Below are 18,835 nucleotides of genomic sequence, written 5' to 3'. Positions count from 1 at the left end.
CCAAGGAGGCGAAACGAATGACGAAGAGCTCTATTATTTCTCTGTCAGAAATCACGAATTTCCAATCGAAAGAAGAAGAATTCAGTCCCTACCGTTGGTATCGCAACATGTTGAATCAGGAACCTGTCATCTACAATGAAGAGACCGATTCCTGGCATGTATTCAGGTATGATCTTGTCAAAACCGTGCTTAATGATCACGAGCACTTCTCCAGTGTGAGAAAAAGATCAATTGTGAACGTGGGATATTCAAGTGAAGAAAAAGGTGCGGACAGCGAGCATCACATGCCGGACAAGCTGGATATTCACAATGTAGATCCACCGGATCATCGCAAGCGGAGATCATTGCTGGCAAGTGCGTTTACACCGAGAAGTCTCAAGCTTTGGGAACCGAGAATAGAGGCTGTGGCCGAAGAGTTAATTAGAGAATTTGAGAATCAATCAGAAGTGGACATTGTTGAAGCTTATACGAGCATGTTTCCTGTCATTATCATGTCTGACCTGCTTGGCGTTCCCTCCAAAGATCGTCATTTGTTCAAGGATTGGGTGGACACCATGTTTATGCCCACTACCGATGCCACCTTTGATCAAATTAACGAAATGAAAAAGATTGCCGGCGAAGAATATTTTAAATACTTGTATCCCTTCGTTGTGTCCAAAAGATCCAATCTGGGAGAGGATATCATATCCGACTTGATCCAGGTGGAAGTGGATGGCGAGCACTTTACGGATGAAGAGATTGTGCGAACCACCATGTTTATTCTGGGTGCTGGCATAGAAACAACAAGCAACCTGCTGGCCAACTCGTTCTATGCCCTTCTGTATGATCAACCGGAATTGTATGCCGAACTCAGGGATAACCTTGAGCTAGTTCCAGCCGCGGTAGAGGAAATGCTGAGATATCGCTTTCACATCAGCAAAATGGACCGGATGGTCAAAGAGGATAACGATCTGCTTGGTGTTAAACTGAAAAAGGGAGACGCTATTGTAGCGTGGATGAGTGCAGCCAATATGGATGAGAACATGTTCGAAGATCCATTCACTTTGAATATTCATCGATCGAACAATAATAAACAGCTTGCATTTGGTTTTGGTACTCACTTCTGTCTGGGGGCACCACTGGCGCGTCTGGAGGCCAAAATTGTACTGACCACATTTCTAAAAACCTTCACCAGAATTGAACCCGTGGAAGGATTCAATCTGGAGGAAAACCTGACCGCTTCTGCGGCCGGACAATCTTTAACGACCCTTCCGCTGAAGCTATATACGTAAATTCATTTGACATAATTTCATTTATGAATTGATAATCTTCACTATATTTTCGATGGATAAAATCAAAACAAAAAGAGCAGATCTCATCTGCTCTTTCTTTCTACCCTTATCCTTATAGATATGCTGTATCCTTCTACCGTTCGTTAATTCAGTAAACCTGCTCCATTCATCATAAATGGCACCACTCGCTCAGCCAATTCAGCCGGGGATTCCTGTCTCTCCTCCAAATTCCAGCGATACGTCACCCCATAGATGGACCAGCTTAACATAGTTGCCAAATACGCCAATGTTTTGGGTGGCTCTGCTCCATCTGTTTGACTCATGGCAAGCTCCAGAACGAGCTTCTCTAACTGGGCCTTAATGTTTTCTTCAAAGATTGGCGCTACGGACTCATATTTCTTGATACATTGGTTACTTGAATCATGATAATTACATAACGAGATCACCAGTTGCTTCAGGGTCTCTTCTGTCAAATGTGCCTCTACATCAATCTGTTTGAGCACATATTCTTGGAAAGCATAGGACAAAACGGATTCAAGCAGTTCATATTTGTCTGCAAAATGGGCATAGAATGTGGCCCGGTTAATCGTCGCCTTTTGCGTAATATCCTGAACCGTGATGGCTGAGAAATCCTTTTTATTCAAATGATAAAAAAACGCATCCTGAATTAATTGACGGGTTCGAATCACCCGAGGATCATTGGGATTTGGAGAAAACTCACCTGACATATACAAAGTGCCCCTTCTAATCGATCTTGTAATCAAACTTCTTAATGCTCCTATTATAAATAGCTCCTGTTATGTCAACAAGTAATCCGGGGTTAAACCACATTATTATGCTCGCTTCGCTTAAGCAACACATTGGTTAAATCGTCGGTTGATGCAGCCACTCTCCATTGATAGTATTGCACTCGTACCCCGCTTGGAGGTGCACTATTATGGAGGTGTGTGACTTGAGTAATCATCAACAGCAACAAGTTCAATCCACGGAAAATCTGTTTCAACCTTATACGATTCATAACTTAACCCTGCAATCTCGCATCGTTATGCCCGCTATGGGTCGGGCTTTCTCACCCGATGGTGTACCGGGTACCGATGTAGCGGCTTATTATCGCAGACGTGCCGAAAATGGCGTCGGACTTATTATTACCGAAGGTGTAACCATTGATCATCCGGCGGCAACCAGAGAACCGCGCGTGCCCCGTTTTCATGGTGAGGAAGCATTGAACGGCTGGGCAGAAGTCGTCAGACAAGTCCATGAAGCCGGGGGAAAGATTTTTCCTCAGCTCTGGCATATGGGTATGGCTCGTCCAGCGGGATCACAGCCTCATCCGGAATCTCCATCCATTGGGCCGTCGGGTATTGATCTCGAGGGAAATCTGACGGGTGAACCGATGACAGACGAAGAAATCGCCAACATCATTCAGGCTTTTGTGGACGCAGCAGTTCATGCCAAACGGCTTGGGTTTGACGGCATTGAAATTCAAGGAGCACATGGTTACCTGGTTGACCAATTCTTCTGGGACAGAACAAATACACGGACAGACCGCTACGGCGGTGATCTTCTCAAGCGTACACAATTCGCCACCGAACTTATTCAAGCAATCCGTTCTGCCGTGGGTCCCGATTACCCGATTGCCATTCGTTTGTCGCAGTGGAAAATGAGTGATTATTACGTCAAACCGCTGGACACACCAGATAAGCTGGAGTTATTCCTGAATGTGTTGGTAGAGGCCGGCGTCGATATATTCCATTGCTCAACACGACGTTTCTGGGAGCCGGAATATGAAGGTTCGGAACTTGGATTTGCCGGCTGGGTGAAAAAACTGACAGGCAAACCAACGATAGCCGTGGGTTCTGTCGGTCTGGATGATGAATTTACAAGTCTCTATACGGAAGGTAAAGGTGCAGGACACAAGGATTTAGATGATCTTCTCCTTCGTTTGGACCAGCAGGAATTTGATCTGGTTGCCGTTGGACGCGCACTACTGGCTGATCCGGCGTGGGCTGTGAAAATCCGTGATGGCCGTGTGAATGAAATTCAGGCCTTTTCGCCAGAAGCACTTGCTACGTTGCTATAAGATTAATTTAGTTTCGAATGAATATGGTTATCCGTTAAATGAGCTATAATTGAACCAAAATACTCGTCATCCATCTAGTTAGGGACAGCGGGTATTTTGGTTTTTTACATGTTTGAACAAAACAGAGCGAGCAATATCGTCCAAGAAAGTTCCTTCTTTTCATATTATAATGACATTTAACTTACCAGAAAGAAGGTGCAGCAGGTGACTCGCGAAGTGCGAACCGTCGTGTTCGATACTGATTTACAGCTCGAAGCCTATCAATTCGAAGGCATTATGCAGAAATTCCCCAATCATTTTCATGACTATTACGTCATTGGATTTATTGAGCAAGGCAAGCGCCATCTCGTATGTAATAACGAAGAATATATCCTGAACACTGGAGACATGATTATTTTTAATCCGCATGATCCCCATGCCTGCGAACAGGTGGACGGCAGAACTCTGGATTATCGCTGCATCAACATTCAACCTGAGGTCATGCGCCAATATGTACTGGAAATTACCGGACAAGATTATTTGCCACGGTTTACTTCCTCTGTTCTCTATCAGAGCGAACATGTTACTTCTTTGCATGAGCTGCATCAGATGATCTTGGAAGAGCAAGCTGACTTTCACAAAGAAGAACTGCTGCTCTTTCTACTGGAACAGCTGATGAGAGAATATGCCGATGCCGAACCGCCCATTTCCGCCCAGGACGTCACCATCGAGATTAGACTCATATGCGAGTACATAGAGACTCATTATATGGAGAGCATTACGCTGAACCAATTAGTCGAGTTAACAGGGCTGAGCAAGTACCATCTGTTGCGTTTGTTCACTCGGCAAAAAGGGATATCTCCCTACCGCTACCTGGAAACGATTCGCATCAATCAGGCCAAACGGCTATTGGAACAAGGCCAGCTCCCGATTGAGGTTGCAGCGCAGACCGGTTTCAGTGACCAGAGTCACTTTACGAATTTTTTTAAAAAGCTGATTGGCTTGACGCCCAAGCAATACAGACGCATCTTCAACCATGAAGTGGATCCAAAGCGCACAGCGGATGACCTGTCATGACAGGTCAAAACAAAATCTCCACTGGACACCTGCTAGCCTTACTTACGATCCTGATCTGGGGAACAACGTTTATCTCTACCAAGGTATTGCTGATCGATTTCACGCCAGTGGAGATTCTCTTTTTCCGATTCGTGATTGGCTATGTGGTGCTATTCCTGATCTATCCGCGGTTGATGCGAATTACCTCACTCCGAGAAGAAATGCTGTTTATCGGTGCTGGATTATGCGGGGTTACGTTATATTTTCTAATTGAAAATATTGCACTGGTGTACACCCTAGCTTCCAATGTAGGTGTTATTGTTTCGATTGCCCCTTTCTTTACCGCAGTCCTTGCACATTTCTTTCTGGATGGAGAGAGATTGCACAAGCGGTTTATCGTGGGCTTCGCCATTTCCTTGTCTGGCATCATCCTCATCGGACTCAACGGCAGTTTCATTCTGCAACTGAATCCGCTGGGGGATCTGCTCGCTTTCGTGGCACCTGCTGTGTGGGCGATCTACTCTGTACTCATGCGCAAAATAGGTGAACTTCCCTATCACACCATCGGTGCTACACGCAAAGTATTCTTTTATGGACTATTATTCATGCTGCCGGCTTTGTTCCTGTTCGAATTCCACTTCGATCTTGGGAGCTTCGCCAACATGACCAACCTCTCGAACCTTCTCTTTCTCGGACTGGGTGCCTCAGCCTTATGTTTTGTAACCTGGAACCGGGCAGTGAGTCTGCTGGGAGCCGTCAAAACAAGTGTGTACATTTATTTGGTACCTGTCATTACTGTCGTCGCTTCTGCACTGATTCTACATGAACGGATTACCTGGATAACGCTGCTCGGAGCTCTATTAACGTTGCTCGGATCATTTATTTCAGAGAAGAAAGTACACAGAAAAGACCACCGTATTAGGTTGCCAGAACCTGAATAGTATATGGTTGCATCGTCCAAAACTCAAAGAGAGGCATTAATCCATAAAGGATTAGTGCCTCTCTTCATTTTGCCGGGGATGTTGCTTAGATGCCTTTCTCTAATTCAACATGGACAGAAGGTTCTCCAACTCCTGCTTCTCCAGATGTCTCCATTGTCCACGTTCCAGTCCATCCAGCGTAACATTCATAATTCGGATGCGCTCCAGCTTGAGCACTCTGTATCCCAAGGCTTTGCACATTCTGCGGATTTGTAGATTAAGCCCCTGAGTCAAAATGATACGAAATACGTTCTCACTATGCTTATATACCTCACACGGTTTCGTCACCACATTCATAATCTCAACACCTTGCGACATCGCCCGTACGAATTCGTCTGTCACTGGTTTGTCTACAGTTACTACATATTCCTTGTCGTGGTTATGCTCCGAGCGCATCATTTTGTTCACAATGTCCCCGTCGTTCGTCAGAAAAATCAATCCCTCGGACGCCTTATCCAGCCTGCCAATCGCAAAGATACGCGAGGGATAATTCACATACTGAATGATGTTTCCCTCCACCTGTTCTGCTGCGGTGCAGACAATGCCGATGGGTTTATTCAAAGCAAGGTACACAGGCTCGCGATCATTGTAAGGAATCTTCTCACCATCAATGAGCACGATATCCTCGGGCTCCACGTCCGCTCCTTTTTCACACACTTTACCATTAATCGTAATGCGCCCGGCTGCAATTAATCGGTTCGTTTCCCTGCGGGAGCAGTATCCCGTTTCACTTATGTATTTGTTAATTCGCATGCTCCACCACCACTTTGTTCAATAGGTTAGTACCTTGTACTGATTTTCATCCCACATCATCTCACTTATAATGAAACGAAGCAAATGAATTGTTATTCGGAGGTACATAGGTAATCCAAAATAAACTATGGAAAGGAGTTAACCATGGACAAAAAGTGTATGAGAGTCCTTAAAAAGTTATATTTTCACGCCAATGGTGATTATGAGAGAGTACGTGAAGTAATGATCTATCAAACGGATACACTAACTCCCGCCGAACAAGATATACTGACTTCAGTGGGCTGGGTGGCTAATGATCTGGAGATGGTCCACCATGATGATATCATTCAACAACTAATCGCTTTCCAGCAGAATGAACGTCTATCCTGGTCCACGATTACCCAAGCATTTATTGCAGGTGTCGGGGGCAGTTATCCTCGAGGCATATCTACGCTCGCAAGCTACCATATGATGATTCACTCAGAGCCACATGCTTACGAAGAGACTGAACAGTTCCTGGCTTGCAGAGTTTGCGGTTTCAGTCATAGCGATGAGAGCTGGAAGAATCTATCCAATATCCGTTACGCCCTTCACCAGGGTTATGATTACAGTGGCACAAGCGTAGGTGCATACGCCGATCTGACAGAGTTTGTCACCATACTTGAGCAAGGACCAATTAAACCGACTCCCGAGGATATCACCACATTCAATCAACTGCTTCGCATGCTGGATCAGGCTGAAGACGAAGAGTCTCCGGGGAAATTTGAGAAACGACTCACTGCAGAGAAATTAGTCAAAGGACACGCCGGGATTCGCCGAAGTATTCTTCAAGCGCTGTCCAGAGTAGGTGTACTGCCCAATCAGGTTCTCTCCCTCAGTACAGACCATTGGACCAACAACGAACATCTCCTGAACGGTGAGTTGCTGCTTAATAATACCAAAGGCCGCTCTGATATGGAGATGCCTTGGGCTGGCTGGCAAGGTAAACTAGGCGTCGATTGGGACAAAGCACGCAAGCTGTTTGGAAATGCGATTCAAGTCAAAGACTGAACGGTCAGCCCGTCATAATTAATGTGTTGTCCGTTTAAACAGCTTAATCCAGACACAAAGAGGAGTTTACCATGCACAAAGTTAACCAGCTTTCAATTGACCCTGATGTTCTGAACCAGAATACTGGCATATGGATTGGCGGAGAAATTGCATATGTTACAGATTGGCCGCTTAATCAGGAGAGTCAGCCCTTGTTGCATTTGTTCTCCATTGATTGCAATACACTTTTACAACAGCTGCATATACCTTCGTTGCCCCCTGGGAAGTATATTTCGGTCTTCTCCACCTATTCCGCTTCGGTATACTTTTTGGATCAGGTGTCCTATACGGGGGATGAGCTGGAATGGAAGGAAAATATTCTAGCTGGATGTACATATGTATCCGTATCTTCAGAGCCACTAACTTCCGTATGTCCCATTCAATCCATTCCTTTATGCGGAGTAGGATTGACCGAAATACAGATAGAGGAACAGGATTTCCCTGCCTTTTCATTTTTCTCTTCCATACTACCAAACGGTGTGAAAGGAATTAGCCATCTACTAGAGGACTATCAATTCGTTTGTCAGATTTATTCCGGGGATTTCCCCCATCCCTATCAGGATATACTGGGACTTTCCGATGCAAACGGATTTTTGTTATTACGAACTGGCCCCGCATCTGCTCAGGCACCCTTGGATGGAATTTTCTTTGTGCAGACTGCTTAGTGGGACGACAGCTTAAGTTAAATCATATTCGGATTAATGTTCCCGAACGTCAAGAAGTTTCCTGTCTATTACAGACAAGGAAACTTTTTTTTGCTTCGACACGAAATCGTTTTAGGTTGAACATTGTGTGAGAAAGATCATTCATTCGTCAAAATTTAACATTATTTTACAATAAAAAGCATGTACAATTGCATAATTATGGTATAAGTTATATACGAAAGAAACATTATTTACATAATATAAAATTTATATCCATCTTAGGAGGACAACTTATGAGAAGAATTTTCGCTTTAAGCTGCGGTTTTTATCTGTTAATCGGCATAACCAGCGTTGTACTCGGTGCACTTCTACCCGTTTTATTGACACATTATGAGCGTGGTTATAGTGATGGCGGATTTTTGTTGTTTCTGCAGTTCCTTGGTTTTCTTGTCGGGGTGCTCGTTGCTCCTTCCATGACTGCCCGCATCGGCAGAAAATCCATGTTAACCATCGCACTGATCTGTATTGTGGCCGCCTATGCCGTTCTCGGATTCTTGCCATCCTGGACAGTTGTTCTTCTTCTAACCATTATTGTCGGGTTTGGGTCTGGTATCATTGAGCCCTCCGTTGGTGCGTTTACGATAGAATTCACGGAAAATCAGAAAGCAGTCGCAATGTCCAAGCTTGATGTGTACTTTGCCCTCGGAGCACTTCTCATTCCGGCAGTCGCTGCCTTATACATTTGGCTGGATCTTTGGCATCTTACGTTTTATACCGTTTCCGCGTTATCCCTTATTCTCATGCTGTTATGGGTGACCATGCCCACCTCCGCCGCTTCTTATCTGAAACAAGCTGGTGAAAACACCGTTGGACATGCAACGGGCAGGGCCCAGTATTCCAGAAAACATATGGGGCTGCTCACAATCTTCGTCATCTTTTTCTTCGTTTACATGGGTCTGGAGTTAGGCCTGATGAACTTCCTGCCTTCCATCCTGGTCGAACGATTGCAGTTACAGGAGTCTGTCGCTTCACTCAGCGTATCCATCCTATGGATTGCCATGATTATCGGTCGTCTTTTTTCCGGAAAAATTGCTGAAGCTGTCAACTACATGCCTTTCCTGATCTGGAGTACGGTAGGTACACTTCTGTTCGCCGTTGCCATGGTGTTCGTTACGGGCCAATGGGCTACATACCTGCTAATCTTCGGAACCGGATTGTTCATGTCAGGGCTGTTCTGTATTGCACTGGTCTATGCCAACATTTTGATTCCGGGCATGACTGAGCGCACAACTAGCATCCTGATTGCATCAGGGGGTATCGGTGGCGCCATTCTGCAGTATGTAACCGGATGGAGCATGAGTGCGTGGCCTGTAGTGAATACGATCTGGATTTTGGCCGGATTCTGTCTGATTCTGCTCCTCACTCTTGTACTCTCTCATCTCTGGAACGTAAGGAACAGTAGTGTAAGTGGAACTCTCGCACAACAGAGTAAAGAGATTTGAACGTTGCTTCTTGAGAGGGGTGATGCCTGCGTAATCCGGAATTGTTGATCTTCGTTCAGGCTAGTACATTACATTTATGGAGGGAATCGTATGCAAACTTTAACCAAAAACCGTTTCAGAACCGGACAAGGGATTAAGTTGATTGACGATGCAGGCGTTGAATATCTGGATGGAGTATCCGGTACATTCAATCTGTCACTGGGATACAATCATCCGCATGTCGTGAGCAAAATTCAGGAACAAGTCGGCAATCTGACGCATATGTCTTCCTCCTTCACAGAACCGTATGTGGATGAAGTGCTCGATCATCTGATTGAATATGCTCCAAACGACATTAATGCCGGATGGATGCGGGATATTACGGGCTCAACCGCCAATGAATGTGCGACCAAAATTGCACAGAAATACACTCAATCCACAGATATTATCAGCCTGTACTTGTCCCATCATGGTCAGACCCAATTTGCAACCGGGATATCGGGAAATGCCTTCCGACGGAAACGGTTCCCCAATTCGGCTGTAGCCAACTCCGTTCATGTCCCTGCACCATACTGCTACCGGTGCCCATTCAAATCTTCAAGCGGAGACTGCGGATATCAATGCGTTGAAGCTATCTCCGATGCCATAGAATATGCGAGCTCCGGCTCAGTCGCCTGCATGATTATTGAACCGATTCTCGGCAATGGCGGCAATATCATTCCTCCTGCAGGTTATTTCAAGCGCCTGCGTAAACTGTGTGATGAATACAATATCATTCTTATTGCCGACGAAGTGCAGACTGGAATCGGACGCACCGGGTACATGTTCGCCAGCGAACTATTCGATATCCAACCTGACATGATTACCCTTGCCAAAGGTCTCGGCGGAATCGGTGTACCTGTTGCTGCGGTATTGATGCAATCCCGATTGAATGTACTGGAGAAGCATGAACATTCCTTCACCTCAGGAAGCAATCTGATCTCCGTAACCGCTGCCAAATCTACCCTGGAGGTTGTATCCGAACCTGGATTCCTCGATGACGTGAAACGTAAAGGTGAAATTTTAGGTGGATTGCTGCAGGATTTGGCCATGAAATATCCAAGCATCGGTGAAGCTCGTGGAGTCGGGCTGATGTGGGGATTGGAAATGGTGGGTGACAATAATGAACCGGATACGGATAAAACAAACGCCATTATCGATCGTGCCTTCACGGATGAGCATCTGATTTTAAGAGGATCACGTTACGGCTTCGGGAACGTAGTTAAGGTCAGACCATCGCTTACCACAACAGAAGATGAGTTGGTTGAAATTGTAGAGCGACTCGATTCGGTGCTTGCCAGCGTTCATTAAAACATTTCAATGCCATTGCTCGAAGTGGTCGTTTCGGTTACGAATCGTTCTTCTGATCGCTGTTATCCCCGGATTTTATTTGATTTCCCTTTTCCGAGGGAAAAATCCGTTGATAGCATATGCTTCCGAAGCAGCTTTCTTCCAGAAAGCTTTTAGGCGAACGCTCCGCTTCTCCAGAATCGATTTCGTCCCCTCCGCTACTTTCGTATCTTGTCAGAAACTGTTTTTAAAATGAATCGCTATAGTTACATTTCATATTATTATAAGGAGGTTTTAACATGTTAGCATTGGTATACAAATCGGCTTGGGATGTAGCTCTTGAGGAACGGCCTGTTCCGGAAATCGCGAGAGATAATCAGGTGTTGGTTCGAATCCGGGCAACGGGTGTGTGCGGTACCGACCTTGGTATTGTCAGCGGTAAATATCATGCGGTACCATCCGTTATTCTTGGTCACGAGTCTGCCGGGGAAGTCATTGCTATTGGCTCTGCTGTAACAACACTGCAGCCGGGCGACCGAGTTGTTATCGATCCTACCTATTATTGCGGGCAATGCGACATGTGCAGAACAGGCAGACAAAATCACTGCACACATAAGTCGGTTACAGAGACAGGTGTGAGTGCTGACGGAACATTTACGGATTATTATGTAACCGAGGATCGCTTTTTGTATAAATTAAAGGACCATGTGAGCTATGAGGAAGCGACCCTGACTGAACCACTGAGCTGCATGCTTACAGGCATTAATCAGATCCATCTGCTGCCGAATTTTAGAACAATTATTCTCGGTGCAGGGCCGATTGGTATTCTATACAGCTATGCCCTTGCTTCCAAAGGAGTCACTGGCTGTCTCGTCGATATCTCGGAAGAACGCCTGGCGATTGCAGGTTCGATTGCACCAGACCGTTGGGAGGTTCATTCATCCTTTGAAAATGCGATAGAGTCGCTCGCACCTACAACTAATCAGGTTGATATGATTGTGGATACGACAGGCGTTGTAGGCACACAAGTGCTCTCGCAACTCGCCAGCGGCGGTTATCTCATGCTGGTCGGTCTGAGAGATGGAAACACATCGTTCAATCCCAAGGAAGTTGTGGACCGCAGTCTGAAAATCATTGGCTCCATCGACTCTCTGGGCACATTCGCAACAGCACATTACATGATTGAGCAACAGATTATCCCGGCGAAAAAAATTATCACCCACTCGTTCCCGTTGGAGGATTACGAAGAGGCATTCCGCACGCTTGGCTGCGATATTCAGGGGCGTACACTTCAAGCTTCTTCACATGCTATCAAAGTGGTGCTGCAATCCAGCAGCTCCAGCATCTAATGTAGCAAGTTAATCATGATTGAGATAAATTAGAGATAATTGCTTACAGAATCCTGGAGGAGGAATACAACATGGTAGCAAACAAGGAGTTTGACGGGCTGGGAGAGTCGAAGGATGACAGCATTCAGGCAGTCATTTTTGACATGGATGGCGTACTGATTGACAGCGAACCGATTTATTTCGAGATTGAACGCAGCTCTTTTGCCCATTTTGGCGCAAAGATGACGGAGGAAGAACATTACACCTATGTTGGAGTTACGCTGGAATCGATGTGGCGGCAAGTGTTGGACAAGCACCAGTTGACGGCTACCGTGGAAGAAGCCCTCGCCTACCATCAACATAATGTGATGCAGACGATGCTGGCTCACCCGAAGCTGACAGCCATGCCTTCCGTAGAACGCTGGTTAAGCTGGCTGCATGAGCAGCACATTCCGATAGCCGTTGCTTCTTCATCTCCACGTGCACTGATCGATCTGATCATGGACAAGACCGGACTTGGAAAATACTTTGAGGTCCGAATGACAGGTGAGGAAGTCACGAACGGCAAACCGGCTCCAGATATTTTCCTGACTACAGCTGAAATGATTGGAGCATCCCCTTCGAACTGTCTTGTCATTGAGGATTCGCGCAATGGTGTTCAGGCCGCCAAAAGTGCAGGCATGCGGTGTATCGGATACCGCAATCCGGGATCAGGTGACCAGGACTTATCCAAAGCCGATCTTCAGATTTCCAGTTACGATGAGTTATGGACGCTGAAAGATACACTACCGTTGGAAGGCAAATCGCCAAGCTTGTCGGAAATAAACTAAGACGAAAATAAACAACCCAAATGGCTTCAATTCCTTGGAATTGGAGCCGCTTGGGTTTTGCTTGCTGCAAATTAAACACAATAACGCAAACTTGAATATCGTCTAGACCGAAATATCCAGACTTCCACCCAGATTGGGATGAGGAGCCGGAACCGACTTTAACATTTCTGTTAGCTGTTGACCTTGCTGCTCTGCCATGTCTTTCGACAAGGACATGACTTGCAAGCTCGCCGACTGCGCCACTGAGACTTGACTCATAGCCATTGATAATGCTGCAATATCCATGTTCTGCACTCCTTTCGTTTTCTGGTCATTAGGCATACCTATTTTATATCGGTCAGATAGCAGGAAATATGTAATTCTCTCCTTCATGTTCAAAAGCTTAACATTCGCCCTCCCGCAATCCTTTTGAAGATGCTATAACAAAACAAAACATCAACAAATACGTATATATTAAAATCAAGAGGGAGGGTAGCTTATGAACGGGAAAAAATTTGTTATCCTGTTTTCAGTCATTGCCGGAATTTGCATCGGGTTATTTGGTGGATTTATCTATTGGATCCTGTCAGGAGTCTAGAACATTACTATGACAAATAGTCTCTAACCTAAGTATTTCAATACCCCATCTGTTTCCTTGGCTCTCAGGGTGACTTTGGCTAATAACTGTTCCGGTTGATGAAAATCCTCTTTGATCTCTGCCATCAATTCCTTTACCATCTCTTCCAGTTGCGCTAATGTTGTTTCTTTAGGTAAAATACGAGTTCTTGCGATCTCATGTTTACGAAAAGAATCATCGTACAATGGTACTGTTTCCTGACAGAATGCACTAATTTCCAGCTCAACTTTTATTCCTTCCGACATTGGTTTCACCTCTTCCCACTCATTTGAAGTTGATTAGGACTCAATCAATCCATATTTCACAAAACTGTGGTACAAACCATCTTCTTCAATAGTTCCAGTTATATCATCTGCAATGGCTTTGAGACCTGGTTTGGCATTACCCATCGCAATCCCTACAGCACAATACTCCAGCATCTCCGCATCATTCATGCCGTCCCCAATGGCGAGTGTATCTTCACGTGACATACCCAGATGCTCCAATAAATCTGCAATAGCAATGGCTTTATGAATGCCCGGGATCATCAGTTCACCGCTTCCTTCACCGAAGATGGGCACTGTGCACTGAATGACTTCGAATTTGCCTTCGAACTCCTGCTTGATTTGATCGAACGGAATCGTAGAGCTTTCCAGAAAACAAACCTTGTTAACGTCATCCTTGTACAAATCGGCTTCACCATATGTCAAACCAGCAATAAACGGATGTGGCTTTTGTTCTTTTTTCGCTCTGGCACCGGGATCATTCTCTACATCCCCATAAATGCGACGTTCCAGATGAGATTGAAGATTGGCGCTGGCGTACAAAGCCGAATTGGATTCGAGGTAGAAGTCAATCTGGTGTTCATTGAAAAAATCGACCATATGTCGTACATCTTCTGCCGTTACCCTTTTGTGATACAGCACATCCTGACCGAATTCAACATATCCACCACCAGCACCGATCAGACCGTCAAATCCTACGTCCCATATAGAATCGTAGATTTCCGCCTTCGATCGTCCTGTACATAAATAAAGCAGATGTCCATTTTCACGTGCCTGTTTGCATGCCTGTTGTGCGGAAACCGGAATGTTGCCGTCATCATCTACCAATGTGCCATCAATATCTATAAAAACAATCTTTCGATTCGTTGTACTCATCTCGTATCCCCCATTAAAGTAATCCAAACGCATCACCCTATATTCCCCTTCGGTATCCGCAGTTCGTACATTAAAGTAATCATAGTCATAATCACTTATTTTATAGCAATTTGTCCATATGCACCGTCTGCCAATCATCGTCCTGCTCCACTACAACCACATATCCCTGACGTTTCCAGAAATCCACGGCACCAGGCAAAAAGCGATGTGTATGCAAATACAAGGTTGTGTAGTGCAGCTCTGCCACCACTTTCTCCAGTTCTCTTACGAGGAGTGAACCGATACCATATCTGCGATATTTAGAATCCACATAACATTTCACAATTTCGGCGGCAGACTGCTCAGGATATCGTCCATTCACAACTTCGATACGTCCATCATAAGGCAGGATACCAATGGAACCCACAATCTCTTTGTCTTCGGTGACAGCAACCAGGAATACAGCATCGGCTGAATCCAGATAATGTTCTTTGAATTGCTCCAGATCTACAGGTAATTCCTCATGATCCAGCATTGGAAATACTTCTTTGCGTACACGCATGGCAAAATCAATTGCATCTTTCATTTGGTGCTCTTGAATAGCTATCACTCTCGGTACGGCCTGAAGCTGTGTCACAAAATCCACATTCCTTATCCTTAGATTCGAGCCCGTTTCAGCTCCGTATACGAACCCAACGAAGCGCAAGTTCGCTCTCTGCTTACAATTCTACCGAAATAAACTCTTCCTATCAATCTATCTAAACGACTAACCAAAATAGCAGAAAGCCCGCGCGATTTGATAGGGTTCGCATACGATAAGGCGTGTCATCAATCAAATTCGAGGGGGAAGAACATATGTGGTTATCGCTTGGAATCTCTGCTGCAGCTCTGCTGGCAATTGGATTCGTCTATCGTTATGTGGAAGATAAACTTGCAGCCAAAAAGTTTCATCCCCACGCACCCAAACAGCTGTTAATCAAGTTCAAGGAAGGTACGACAGCCGACGAGATGCACACTCTGCATAAAAAAGCAAAATGCAACGTAGCCGAAACGTATGAAGATCTGGGATGGTATCGCATTGAATCAAGAAAGAAAATGCAACGTATGTTAAAGCACTACACGGACCATGTGCTCATCGAGCACGCTGAACCGAACTACTACCTTCAGTCATCGTTTACGCCAAATGACCCGTTTTTTCCTTACCAGTACAACCTGCCAAAAATCAATGCTCCTGCTGCCTGGGATATTTCCCAGAGTAACAGCTCGGTGAAAATCGCTATCATTGACACTGGCGTGCAGTTAAACCACCCTGAGCTTGCTGGCAAGCTCCTTCCCGGATACGATTACGTTGATTATGATAATATTCCCGAAGACGGTAACGGGCACGGCACCCATGTAGCTGGAATTGCAGCTTCTATAACCAATAATGGAGTTGGCATTGCAGGTGTGGCACCGCTCGCTTCGATTGTCCCGCTACGTGTATTGGATAACAATGGACAAGGTACAACGGGTAACGTCGGAAACGGACTTGTTTACGCAGCCAACAACGGTATTCAAGTCGTTAACCTGAGTCTTGGTGGGCCAACGGGAGAAGCTTTTCTTCAAGCTGCCGTACAATATGCATGGGATCGGGGCGCTGTCATCATCGCGGCAGCAGGTAATGATAATACTTCGTATCCGATTGTACCTGCATCTTATCCGAACGTCATTGCGGTAGCTTCAACCAATCCTTCCGACCTCAAATCAAATTTCTCAAACTATGGATCGTGGGTTGATATGGCTGCACCAGGTGATACTATTCTATCCACCTACCTGGGTGGCTCCTATGCCTATCTAAGCGGAACGTCCATGGCGGCTCCCCATGTAGCGGGAGTAGCTGCATTACTCGCTGCACGTGGGAAAACTAATGCGCAGATTCGTGATGCCCTCTGCTTCGCATCCGATCCCGTATCCGGATCTGGTGTCTACTGGACGTATGGGCGACTGAATGCCTATCAGAGTCTGCAAGTGCCATAACACATTTACATTTAATCATAATGGCATGGACTATCTCCATTTCCATTTCTCACGAATAAAGAAACCAAAAAACCATGGTGCTTCTTTCGAAGCTCCATGGTTTAAATACGTTTATTTGGTTCTACACTTTTGCTGCCCATATTTCAATCTCAATTTTAATTTCGGGTAAACCTAACTCCGTAATATACCCAATTGTCATCGCAGGATAATCCTGACTGAATAATTGTCCCCACTCAGCGTATAAGAAATCCCAATCGATTTTCTCCGTCGCCCATACGTTAACTTTAATAATATGTTCAGCATCTAAATGCTCAGATTTGAGCACTGTTTTAATATTACTGAATGTATTCGTAACTTGCTCATTCAGACTGTCCGGAAAATGTCCGCTACCATCTGCTCCAATTTGACCCGATGTCACGAACAACTCTGCATTTCTCGGAATTCTTGTAATATGCGTGTACTGTCCTACAGGAGCTGGCATATTAGCTGGATTTTTTCTAGTAATTTTATCAGTTTCCATGTTGATTACCTCGTCATTCTTAAGATTTTTCTGCGATATTTCCTAGTTTTCTTCCTAATTTGGGCACACTTCTCCCTTGGAATAGATTCTAGAAAAAGACAGCAGTGGAGTATCCATATCCCGGAGATATAAATGCAAGTGATTTTTTCTTCATGATTGGATGCTCCTCCCTTCTTAAGTGACAAGATTCTCTTGATCTCTTCATTATATATATGAAACAAATCATGAGTCAAATTCACTCTTCATAAGCAAAGAGCAATCCCGTGTCAACGAGACTGCTCTTTGTATATACACAAGGGGCTACACCTGGAGTTAAAAATATTGCGCTCCATTATTGGAAATAACCTCTTTGTACCAATGGAAACTTTTCTTTTTCACTCTGCGAAGTGTGCCGCTACCGTCATTGTTCCGGTCTACATAAATGTAACCGTACCGTTTCTTCATCTCCCCGGTACCTGCGCTGACCAGATCAATCGGTCCCCAGCTCGTGTAACCCAGAAGCTCAACGCCGTCCTGAATAGCTTCAGCCATCTCGGCAAAATGACGATTCAGATAATCAATGCGGTAGTCGTCTTCAACGGTGTCATTGTCCAGCAACACATCCGTTGCACCAAGTCCATTTTCCACAATAAACAATGGTTTGCCATAGCGGTCATACAGCTGGTTACAGGTAATTCGAAGACCCTTCGGATCAATCGTCCAGCCCCATTCGGATGCTTGAAGATATGGGTTCTTCACTGAACCAAAAACATTGCCTTCGGTCGAATCCTTCAAAATCTCCGGATCAGTACTTGTACAACGGCTGGCGTAATAGCTGAATCCGATATAGTCAACTGTATTCTGCATGAGAATATCTGCATCTTCCGGCTGCATATCAATGACGATCTCGTGTTCCCTGAAGAAGCGCTTCGTATACCCAGGATAAGCTCCTTTAGACTGAACATCGATAAAGAAGAACGATTCCCTATCCTGCTCCATGGCTTTCCATACATCATCCGGGTTGGAAGTGTACGGATAGACCATGCCAGCTGCGAGCATACAACCAATCTGTGCGCCCGGAATGATCTCGTGACAGGCCTTCACAGCCAGAGCACTGGCAACCAATTCATGGTGCGCTGCCTGATAGAGAACCTGCTCTTTATTCTCACCTTCCTGAAGAACGATACCCGCACCAATGTACGGAAGATGCAGCAGCATATTGATTTCATTAAACGTCATCCAGTATTTGACCTTGTCCTTGTAACGATTAAACAATGTCTTTGCATAAGTCTCAAAGAAATCAATCATCTTACGATTCTTCCATCCGCCATACGTTTCGACCAGATGTACAGGGACATCAAAGTGACAGATTGTGACCACAGGTTCAATATTATATTTCAACAGTTCGTCGAAGACATCATCGTAAAACTGCAATCCCGCCTCGTTCGGCTCAGCGTCATCGCCATTAGGGAAAATCCGTGCCCAGGCTACAGAGAGCCTAAAGCACTTGAATCCCATTTCCGCAAATAGTGCGATATCTTCTTTGTATCGATGATAGAAATCAATCGCTTCATGCGAAGGATAAAACTCGCCATCTTTGGGCTCATATGAATCGAGATTTCCCAAAGCAATAGGGAAGCGATTAGCCCCCGTGGGAATCAGGTCAACCGTAGTTAACCCTTTGCCACCTTCAAGATAAGCTCCCTCTAGCTGGTTCGCTGCCGTTGCTCCTCCCCAGAGAAAATTCTCCGGGAAGGCTGTTAATTTTTCATACATTCACGTCTGCC

At 45.2% G+C, this 18,835-nt stretch carries 19 protein-coding genes; 11 read left to right on the top strand and 8 right to left on the bottom strand.

What is annotated here, in order from left to right:
* The first annotated feature begins 17 nt into the window (after positions 1 to 17).
* On the top strand, positions 18 to 1,271 hold the full coding sequence (locus gpAD87_RS06960; RefSeq protein WP_064637076.1) for a cytochrome P450: 1,254 nt from the start codon (positions 18 to 20) through the stop codon (positions 1,269 to 1,271).
* Positions 1,272 to 1,414: 143 nt separating this feature from the next.
* Here the strand turns inward: gpAD87_RS06960 and gpAD87_RS06955 are convergent, their stop codons facing one another.
* Entirely contained in the window at positions 1,415 to 1,999 is a 585-nt protein-coding gene (locus gpAD87_RS06955) for a TetR/AcrR family transcriptional regulator (protein WP_064637074.1), read from the bottom strand.
* A 224-nt stretch (positions 2,000 to 2,223) separates the two neighbouring features.
* Between gpAD87_RS06955 and gpAD87_RS06950 the strand changes: the two genes are divergently transcribed.
* From gpAD87_RS06950 to gpAD87_RS06940, 3 genes are all read left to right on the top strand, one after another.
* The gene (locus gpAD87_RS06950) at positions 2,224 to 3,351 is read left to right on the top strand and encodes an NADH:flavin oxidoreductase (RefSeq protein WP_231952464.1); all 1,128 of its coding nucleotides are present in this window, start codon (positions 2,224 to 2,226) and stop codon (positions 3,349 to 3,351) included.
* Between the two features lie 204 nt (positions 3,352 to 3,555).
* Complete coding sequence (locus tag gpAD87_RS06945; RefSeq protein ID WP_064637070.1) at positions 3,556 to 4,407, top strand: AraC family ligand binding domain-containing protein; 852 nt, start codon at positions 3,556 to 3,558, stop codon at positions 4,405 to 4,407.
* Positions 4,404 to 5,327, top strand: a complete 924-nt coding sequence (locus tag gpAD87_RS06940; RefSeq protein ID WP_064637068.1) for a DMT family transporter — start codon at positions 4,404 to 4,406, stop codon at positions 5,325 to 5,327. The genes gpAD87_RS06945 and gpAD87_RS06940 overlap by 4 nt, the downstream gene beginning before the upstream one ends.
* Before the next feature lie 99 nt (positions 5,328 to 5,426).
* Here gpAD87_RS06940 and gpAD87_RS06935 read toward each other — a convergent pair whose 3' ends face one another.
* A complete protein-coding gene (locus gpAD87_RS06935; RefSeq protein WP_064637067.1) occupies positions 5,427 to 6,119 on the bottom strand; it encodes a pseudouridine synthase in 693 nt (230 codons plus the stop codon).
* A gap of 159 nt (positions 6,120 to 6,278) precedes the next feature.
* Here gpAD87_RS06935 and gpAD87_RS06930 point away from each other — a divergent pair, with 159 nt between their 5' ends.
* From gpAD87_RS06930 to gpAD87_RS06905, 6 genes are all read left to right on the top strand, one after another.
* Positions 6,279 to 7,148 carry a hypothetical protein gene (locus gpAD87_RS06930; RefSeq protein WP_231952463.1) on the top strand — a complete coding sequence of 290 codons (870 nt, stop codon included), beginning with the start codon at positions 6,279 to 6,281 and terminating at the stop codon, positions 7,146 to 7,148.
* 71 nt (positions 7,149 to 7,219) lie between these two features.
* Positions 7,220 to 7,852, top strand: a complete 633-nt coding sequence (locus gpAD87_RS06925; RefSeq protein ID WP_064637063.1) for a hypothetical protein — start codon at positions 7,220 to 7,222, stop codon at positions 7,850 to 7,852.
* A gap of 272 nt (positions 7,853 to 8,124) precedes the next feature.
* A complete protein-coding gene (locus gpAD87_RS06920; RefSeq protein WP_064637060.1) occupies positions 8,125 to 9,333 on the top strand; it encodes an MFS transporter in 1,209 nt (402 codons plus the stop codon).
* A 90-nt stretch (positions 9,334 to 9,423) separates the two neighbouring features.
* Complete coding sequence (locus gpAD87_RS06915) at positions 9,424 to 10,662, top strand: aspartate aminotransferase family protein (protein ID WP_024630502.1); 1,239 nt, start codon at positions 9,424 to 9,426, stop codon at positions 10,660 to 10,662.
* Between the two features lie 278 nt (positions 10,663 to 10,940).
* Complete coding sequence (locus gpAD87_RS06910; RefSeq protein ID WP_064637059.1) at positions 10,941 to 11,990, top strand: zinc-dependent alcohol dehydrogenase; 1,050 nt, start codon at positions 10,941 to 10,943, stop codon at positions 11,988 to 11,990.
* A gap of 71 nt (positions 11,991 to 12,061) precedes the next feature.
* Entirely contained in the window at positions 12,062 to 12,799 is a 738-nt protein-coding gene (locus gpAD87_RS06905; RefSeq protein WP_064637057.1) for an HAD family hydrolase, read from the top strand.
* A gap of 102 nt (positions 12,800 to 12,901) precedes the next feature.
* Here the strand turns inward: gpAD87_RS06905 and gpAD87_RS06900 are convergent, their stop codons facing one another.
* The 4 genes from gpAD87_RS06900 to gpAD87_RS06885 all read right to left on the bottom strand — a co-directional run bounded on the left by gpAD87_RS06900 (position 12,902) and on the right by gpAD87_RS06885 (position 15,179).
* A complete protein-coding gene (locus gpAD87_RS06900; RefSeq protein ID WP_442950712.1) occupies positions 12,902 to 13,171 on the bottom strand; it encodes a YjfB family protein in 270 nt (89 codons plus the stop codon).
* A 228-nt stretch (positions 13,172 to 13,399) separates the two neighbouring features.
* Positions 13,400 to 13,660, bottom strand: a complete 261-nt coding sequence (locus tag gpAD87_RS06895) for a hypothetical protein (RefSeq protein WP_082935023.1) — start codon at positions 13,658 to 13,660, stop codon at positions 13,400 to 13,402.
* 33 nt (positions 13,661 to 13,693) lie between these two features.
* Positions 13,694 to 14,554 (bottom strand): Cof-type HAD-IIB family hydrolase, encoded by an 861-nt coding sequence (locus gpAD87_RS06890; protein WP_064640777.1) that lies wholly within the window; start codon positions 14,552 to 14,554, stop codon positions 13,694 to 13,696.
* Positions 14,555 to 14,654: 100 nt separating this feature from the next.
* Positions 14,655 to 15,179, bottom strand: a complete 525-nt coding sequence (locus tag gpAD87_RS06885) for a GNAT family N-acetyltransferase (RefSeq protein ID WP_231952462.1) — start codon at positions 15,177 to 15,179, stop codon at positions 14,655 to 14,657.
* 209 nt (positions 15,180 to 15,388) lie between these two features.
* Between gpAD87_RS06885 and gpAD87_RS06880 the strand changes: the two genes are divergently transcribed.
* A complete protein-coding gene (locus gpAD87_RS06880) occupies positions 15,389 to 16,549 on the top strand; it encodes a S8 family peptidase (protein WP_064637055.1) in 1,161 nt (386 codons plus the stop codon).
* Positions 16,550 to 16,670: 121 nt separating this feature from the next.
* Here the strand turns inward: gpAD87_RS06880 and gpAD87_RS06875 are convergent, their stop codons facing one another.
* Positions 16,671 to 17,069: a RidA family protein gene (locus gpAD87_RS06875; protein WP_064637053.1), complete on the bottom strand. Its 399-nt coding sequence runs from the start codon at positions 17,067 to 17,069 to the stop codon at positions 16,671 to 16,673.
* A 312-nt stretch (positions 17,070 to 17,381) separates the two neighbouring features.
* Entirely contained in the window at positions 17,382 to 18,824 is a 1,443-nt protein-coding gene (locus gpAD87_RS06870) for a 6-phospho-beta-glucosidase (RefSeq protein ID WP_064637051.1), read from the bottom strand.
* Positions 18,825 to 18,835: the final 11 nt, after the last annotated feature.

The organism is Paenibacillus sp. AD87 (assembly GCF_001659845.1).
In the GTDB taxonomy this organism is placed as follows: Bacteria; Bacillota; Bacilli; order Paenibacillales; family Paenibacillaceae; genus Paenibacillus; species Paenibacillus marchantiae.
Note: the sequence above shows the minus strand (reverse complement) of the source record. Positions and strands in the feature narration are given on the sequence as shown.

Excerpts from the sequence above, each read along its gene's own strand:
- gpAD87_RS06960 (WP_064637076.1), top strand. The coding sequence starts at position 18 with ATGACGAAGAGCTCTATTATTTCTCTGTCAGAAATCACGAATTTCCAA.
- gpAD87_RS06955 (WP_064637074.1), bottom strand. The coding sequence starts at position 1,999 with ATGTCAGGTGAGTTTTCTCCAAATCCCAATGATCCTCGGGTGATTCGA.
- gpAD87_RS06940 (WP_064637068.1), top strand. The coding sequence starts at position 4,404 with ATGACAGGTCAAAACAAAATCTCCACTGGACACCTGCTAGCCTTACTT.
- gpAD87_RS06935 (WP_064637067.1), bottom strand. The coding sequence starts at position 6,119 with ATGCGAATTAACAAATACATAAGTGAAACGGGATACTGCTCCCGCAGG.
- gpAD87_RS06930 (WP_231952463.1), top strand. The coding sequence starts at position 6,279 with ATGAGAGTCCTTAAAAAGTTATATTTTCACGCCAATGGTGATTATGAG.
- gpAD87_RS06925 (WP_064637063.1), top strand. The coding sequence starts at position 7,220 with ATGCACAAAGTTAACCAGCTTTCAATTGACCCTGATGTTCTGAACCAG.
- gpAD87_RS06920 (WP_064637060.1), top strand. The coding sequence starts at position 8,125 with ATGAGAAGAATTTTCGCTTTAAGCTGCGGTTTTTATCTGTTAATCGGC.
- gpAD87_RS06915 (WP_024630502.1), top strand. The coding sequence starts at position 9,424 with ATGCAAACTTTAACCAAAAACCGTTTCAGAACCGGACAAGGGATTAAG.
- gpAD87_RS06910 (WP_064637059.1), top strand. The coding sequence starts at position 10,941 with ATGTTAGCATTGGTATACAAATCGGCTTGGGATGTAGCTCTTGAGGAA.
- gpAD87_RS06905 (WP_064637057.1), top strand. The coding sequence starts at position 12,062 with ATGGTAGCAAACAAGGAGTTTGACGGGCTGGGAGAGTCGAAGGATGAC.
- gpAD87_RS06900 (WP_442950712.1), bottom strand. The coding sequence starts at position 13,171 with ATGAAGGAGAGAATTACATATTTCCTGCTATCTGACCGATATAAAATA.
- gpAD87_RS06895 (WP_082935023.1), bottom strand. The coding sequence starts at position 13,660 with ATGTCGGAAGGAATAAAAGTTGAGCTGGAAATTAGTGCATTCTGTCAG.
- gpAD87_RS06890 (WP_064640777.1), bottom strand. The coding sequence starts at position 14,554 with ATGAGTACAACGAATCGAAAGATTGTTTTTATAGATATTGATGGCACA.
- gpAD87_RS06880 (WP_064637055.1), top strand. The coding sequence starts at position 15,389 with ATGTGGTTATCGCTTGGAATCTCTGCTGCAGCTCTGCTGGCAATTGGA.
- gpAD87_RS06875 (WP_064637053.1), bottom strand. The coding sequence starts at position 17,069 with ATGGAAACTGATAAAATTACTAGAAAAAATCCAGCTAATATGCCAGCT.
- gpAD87_RS06870 (WP_064637051.1), bottom strand. The coding sequence starts at position 18,824 with ATGTATGAAAAATTAACAGCCTTCCCGGAGAATTTTCTCTGGGGAGGA.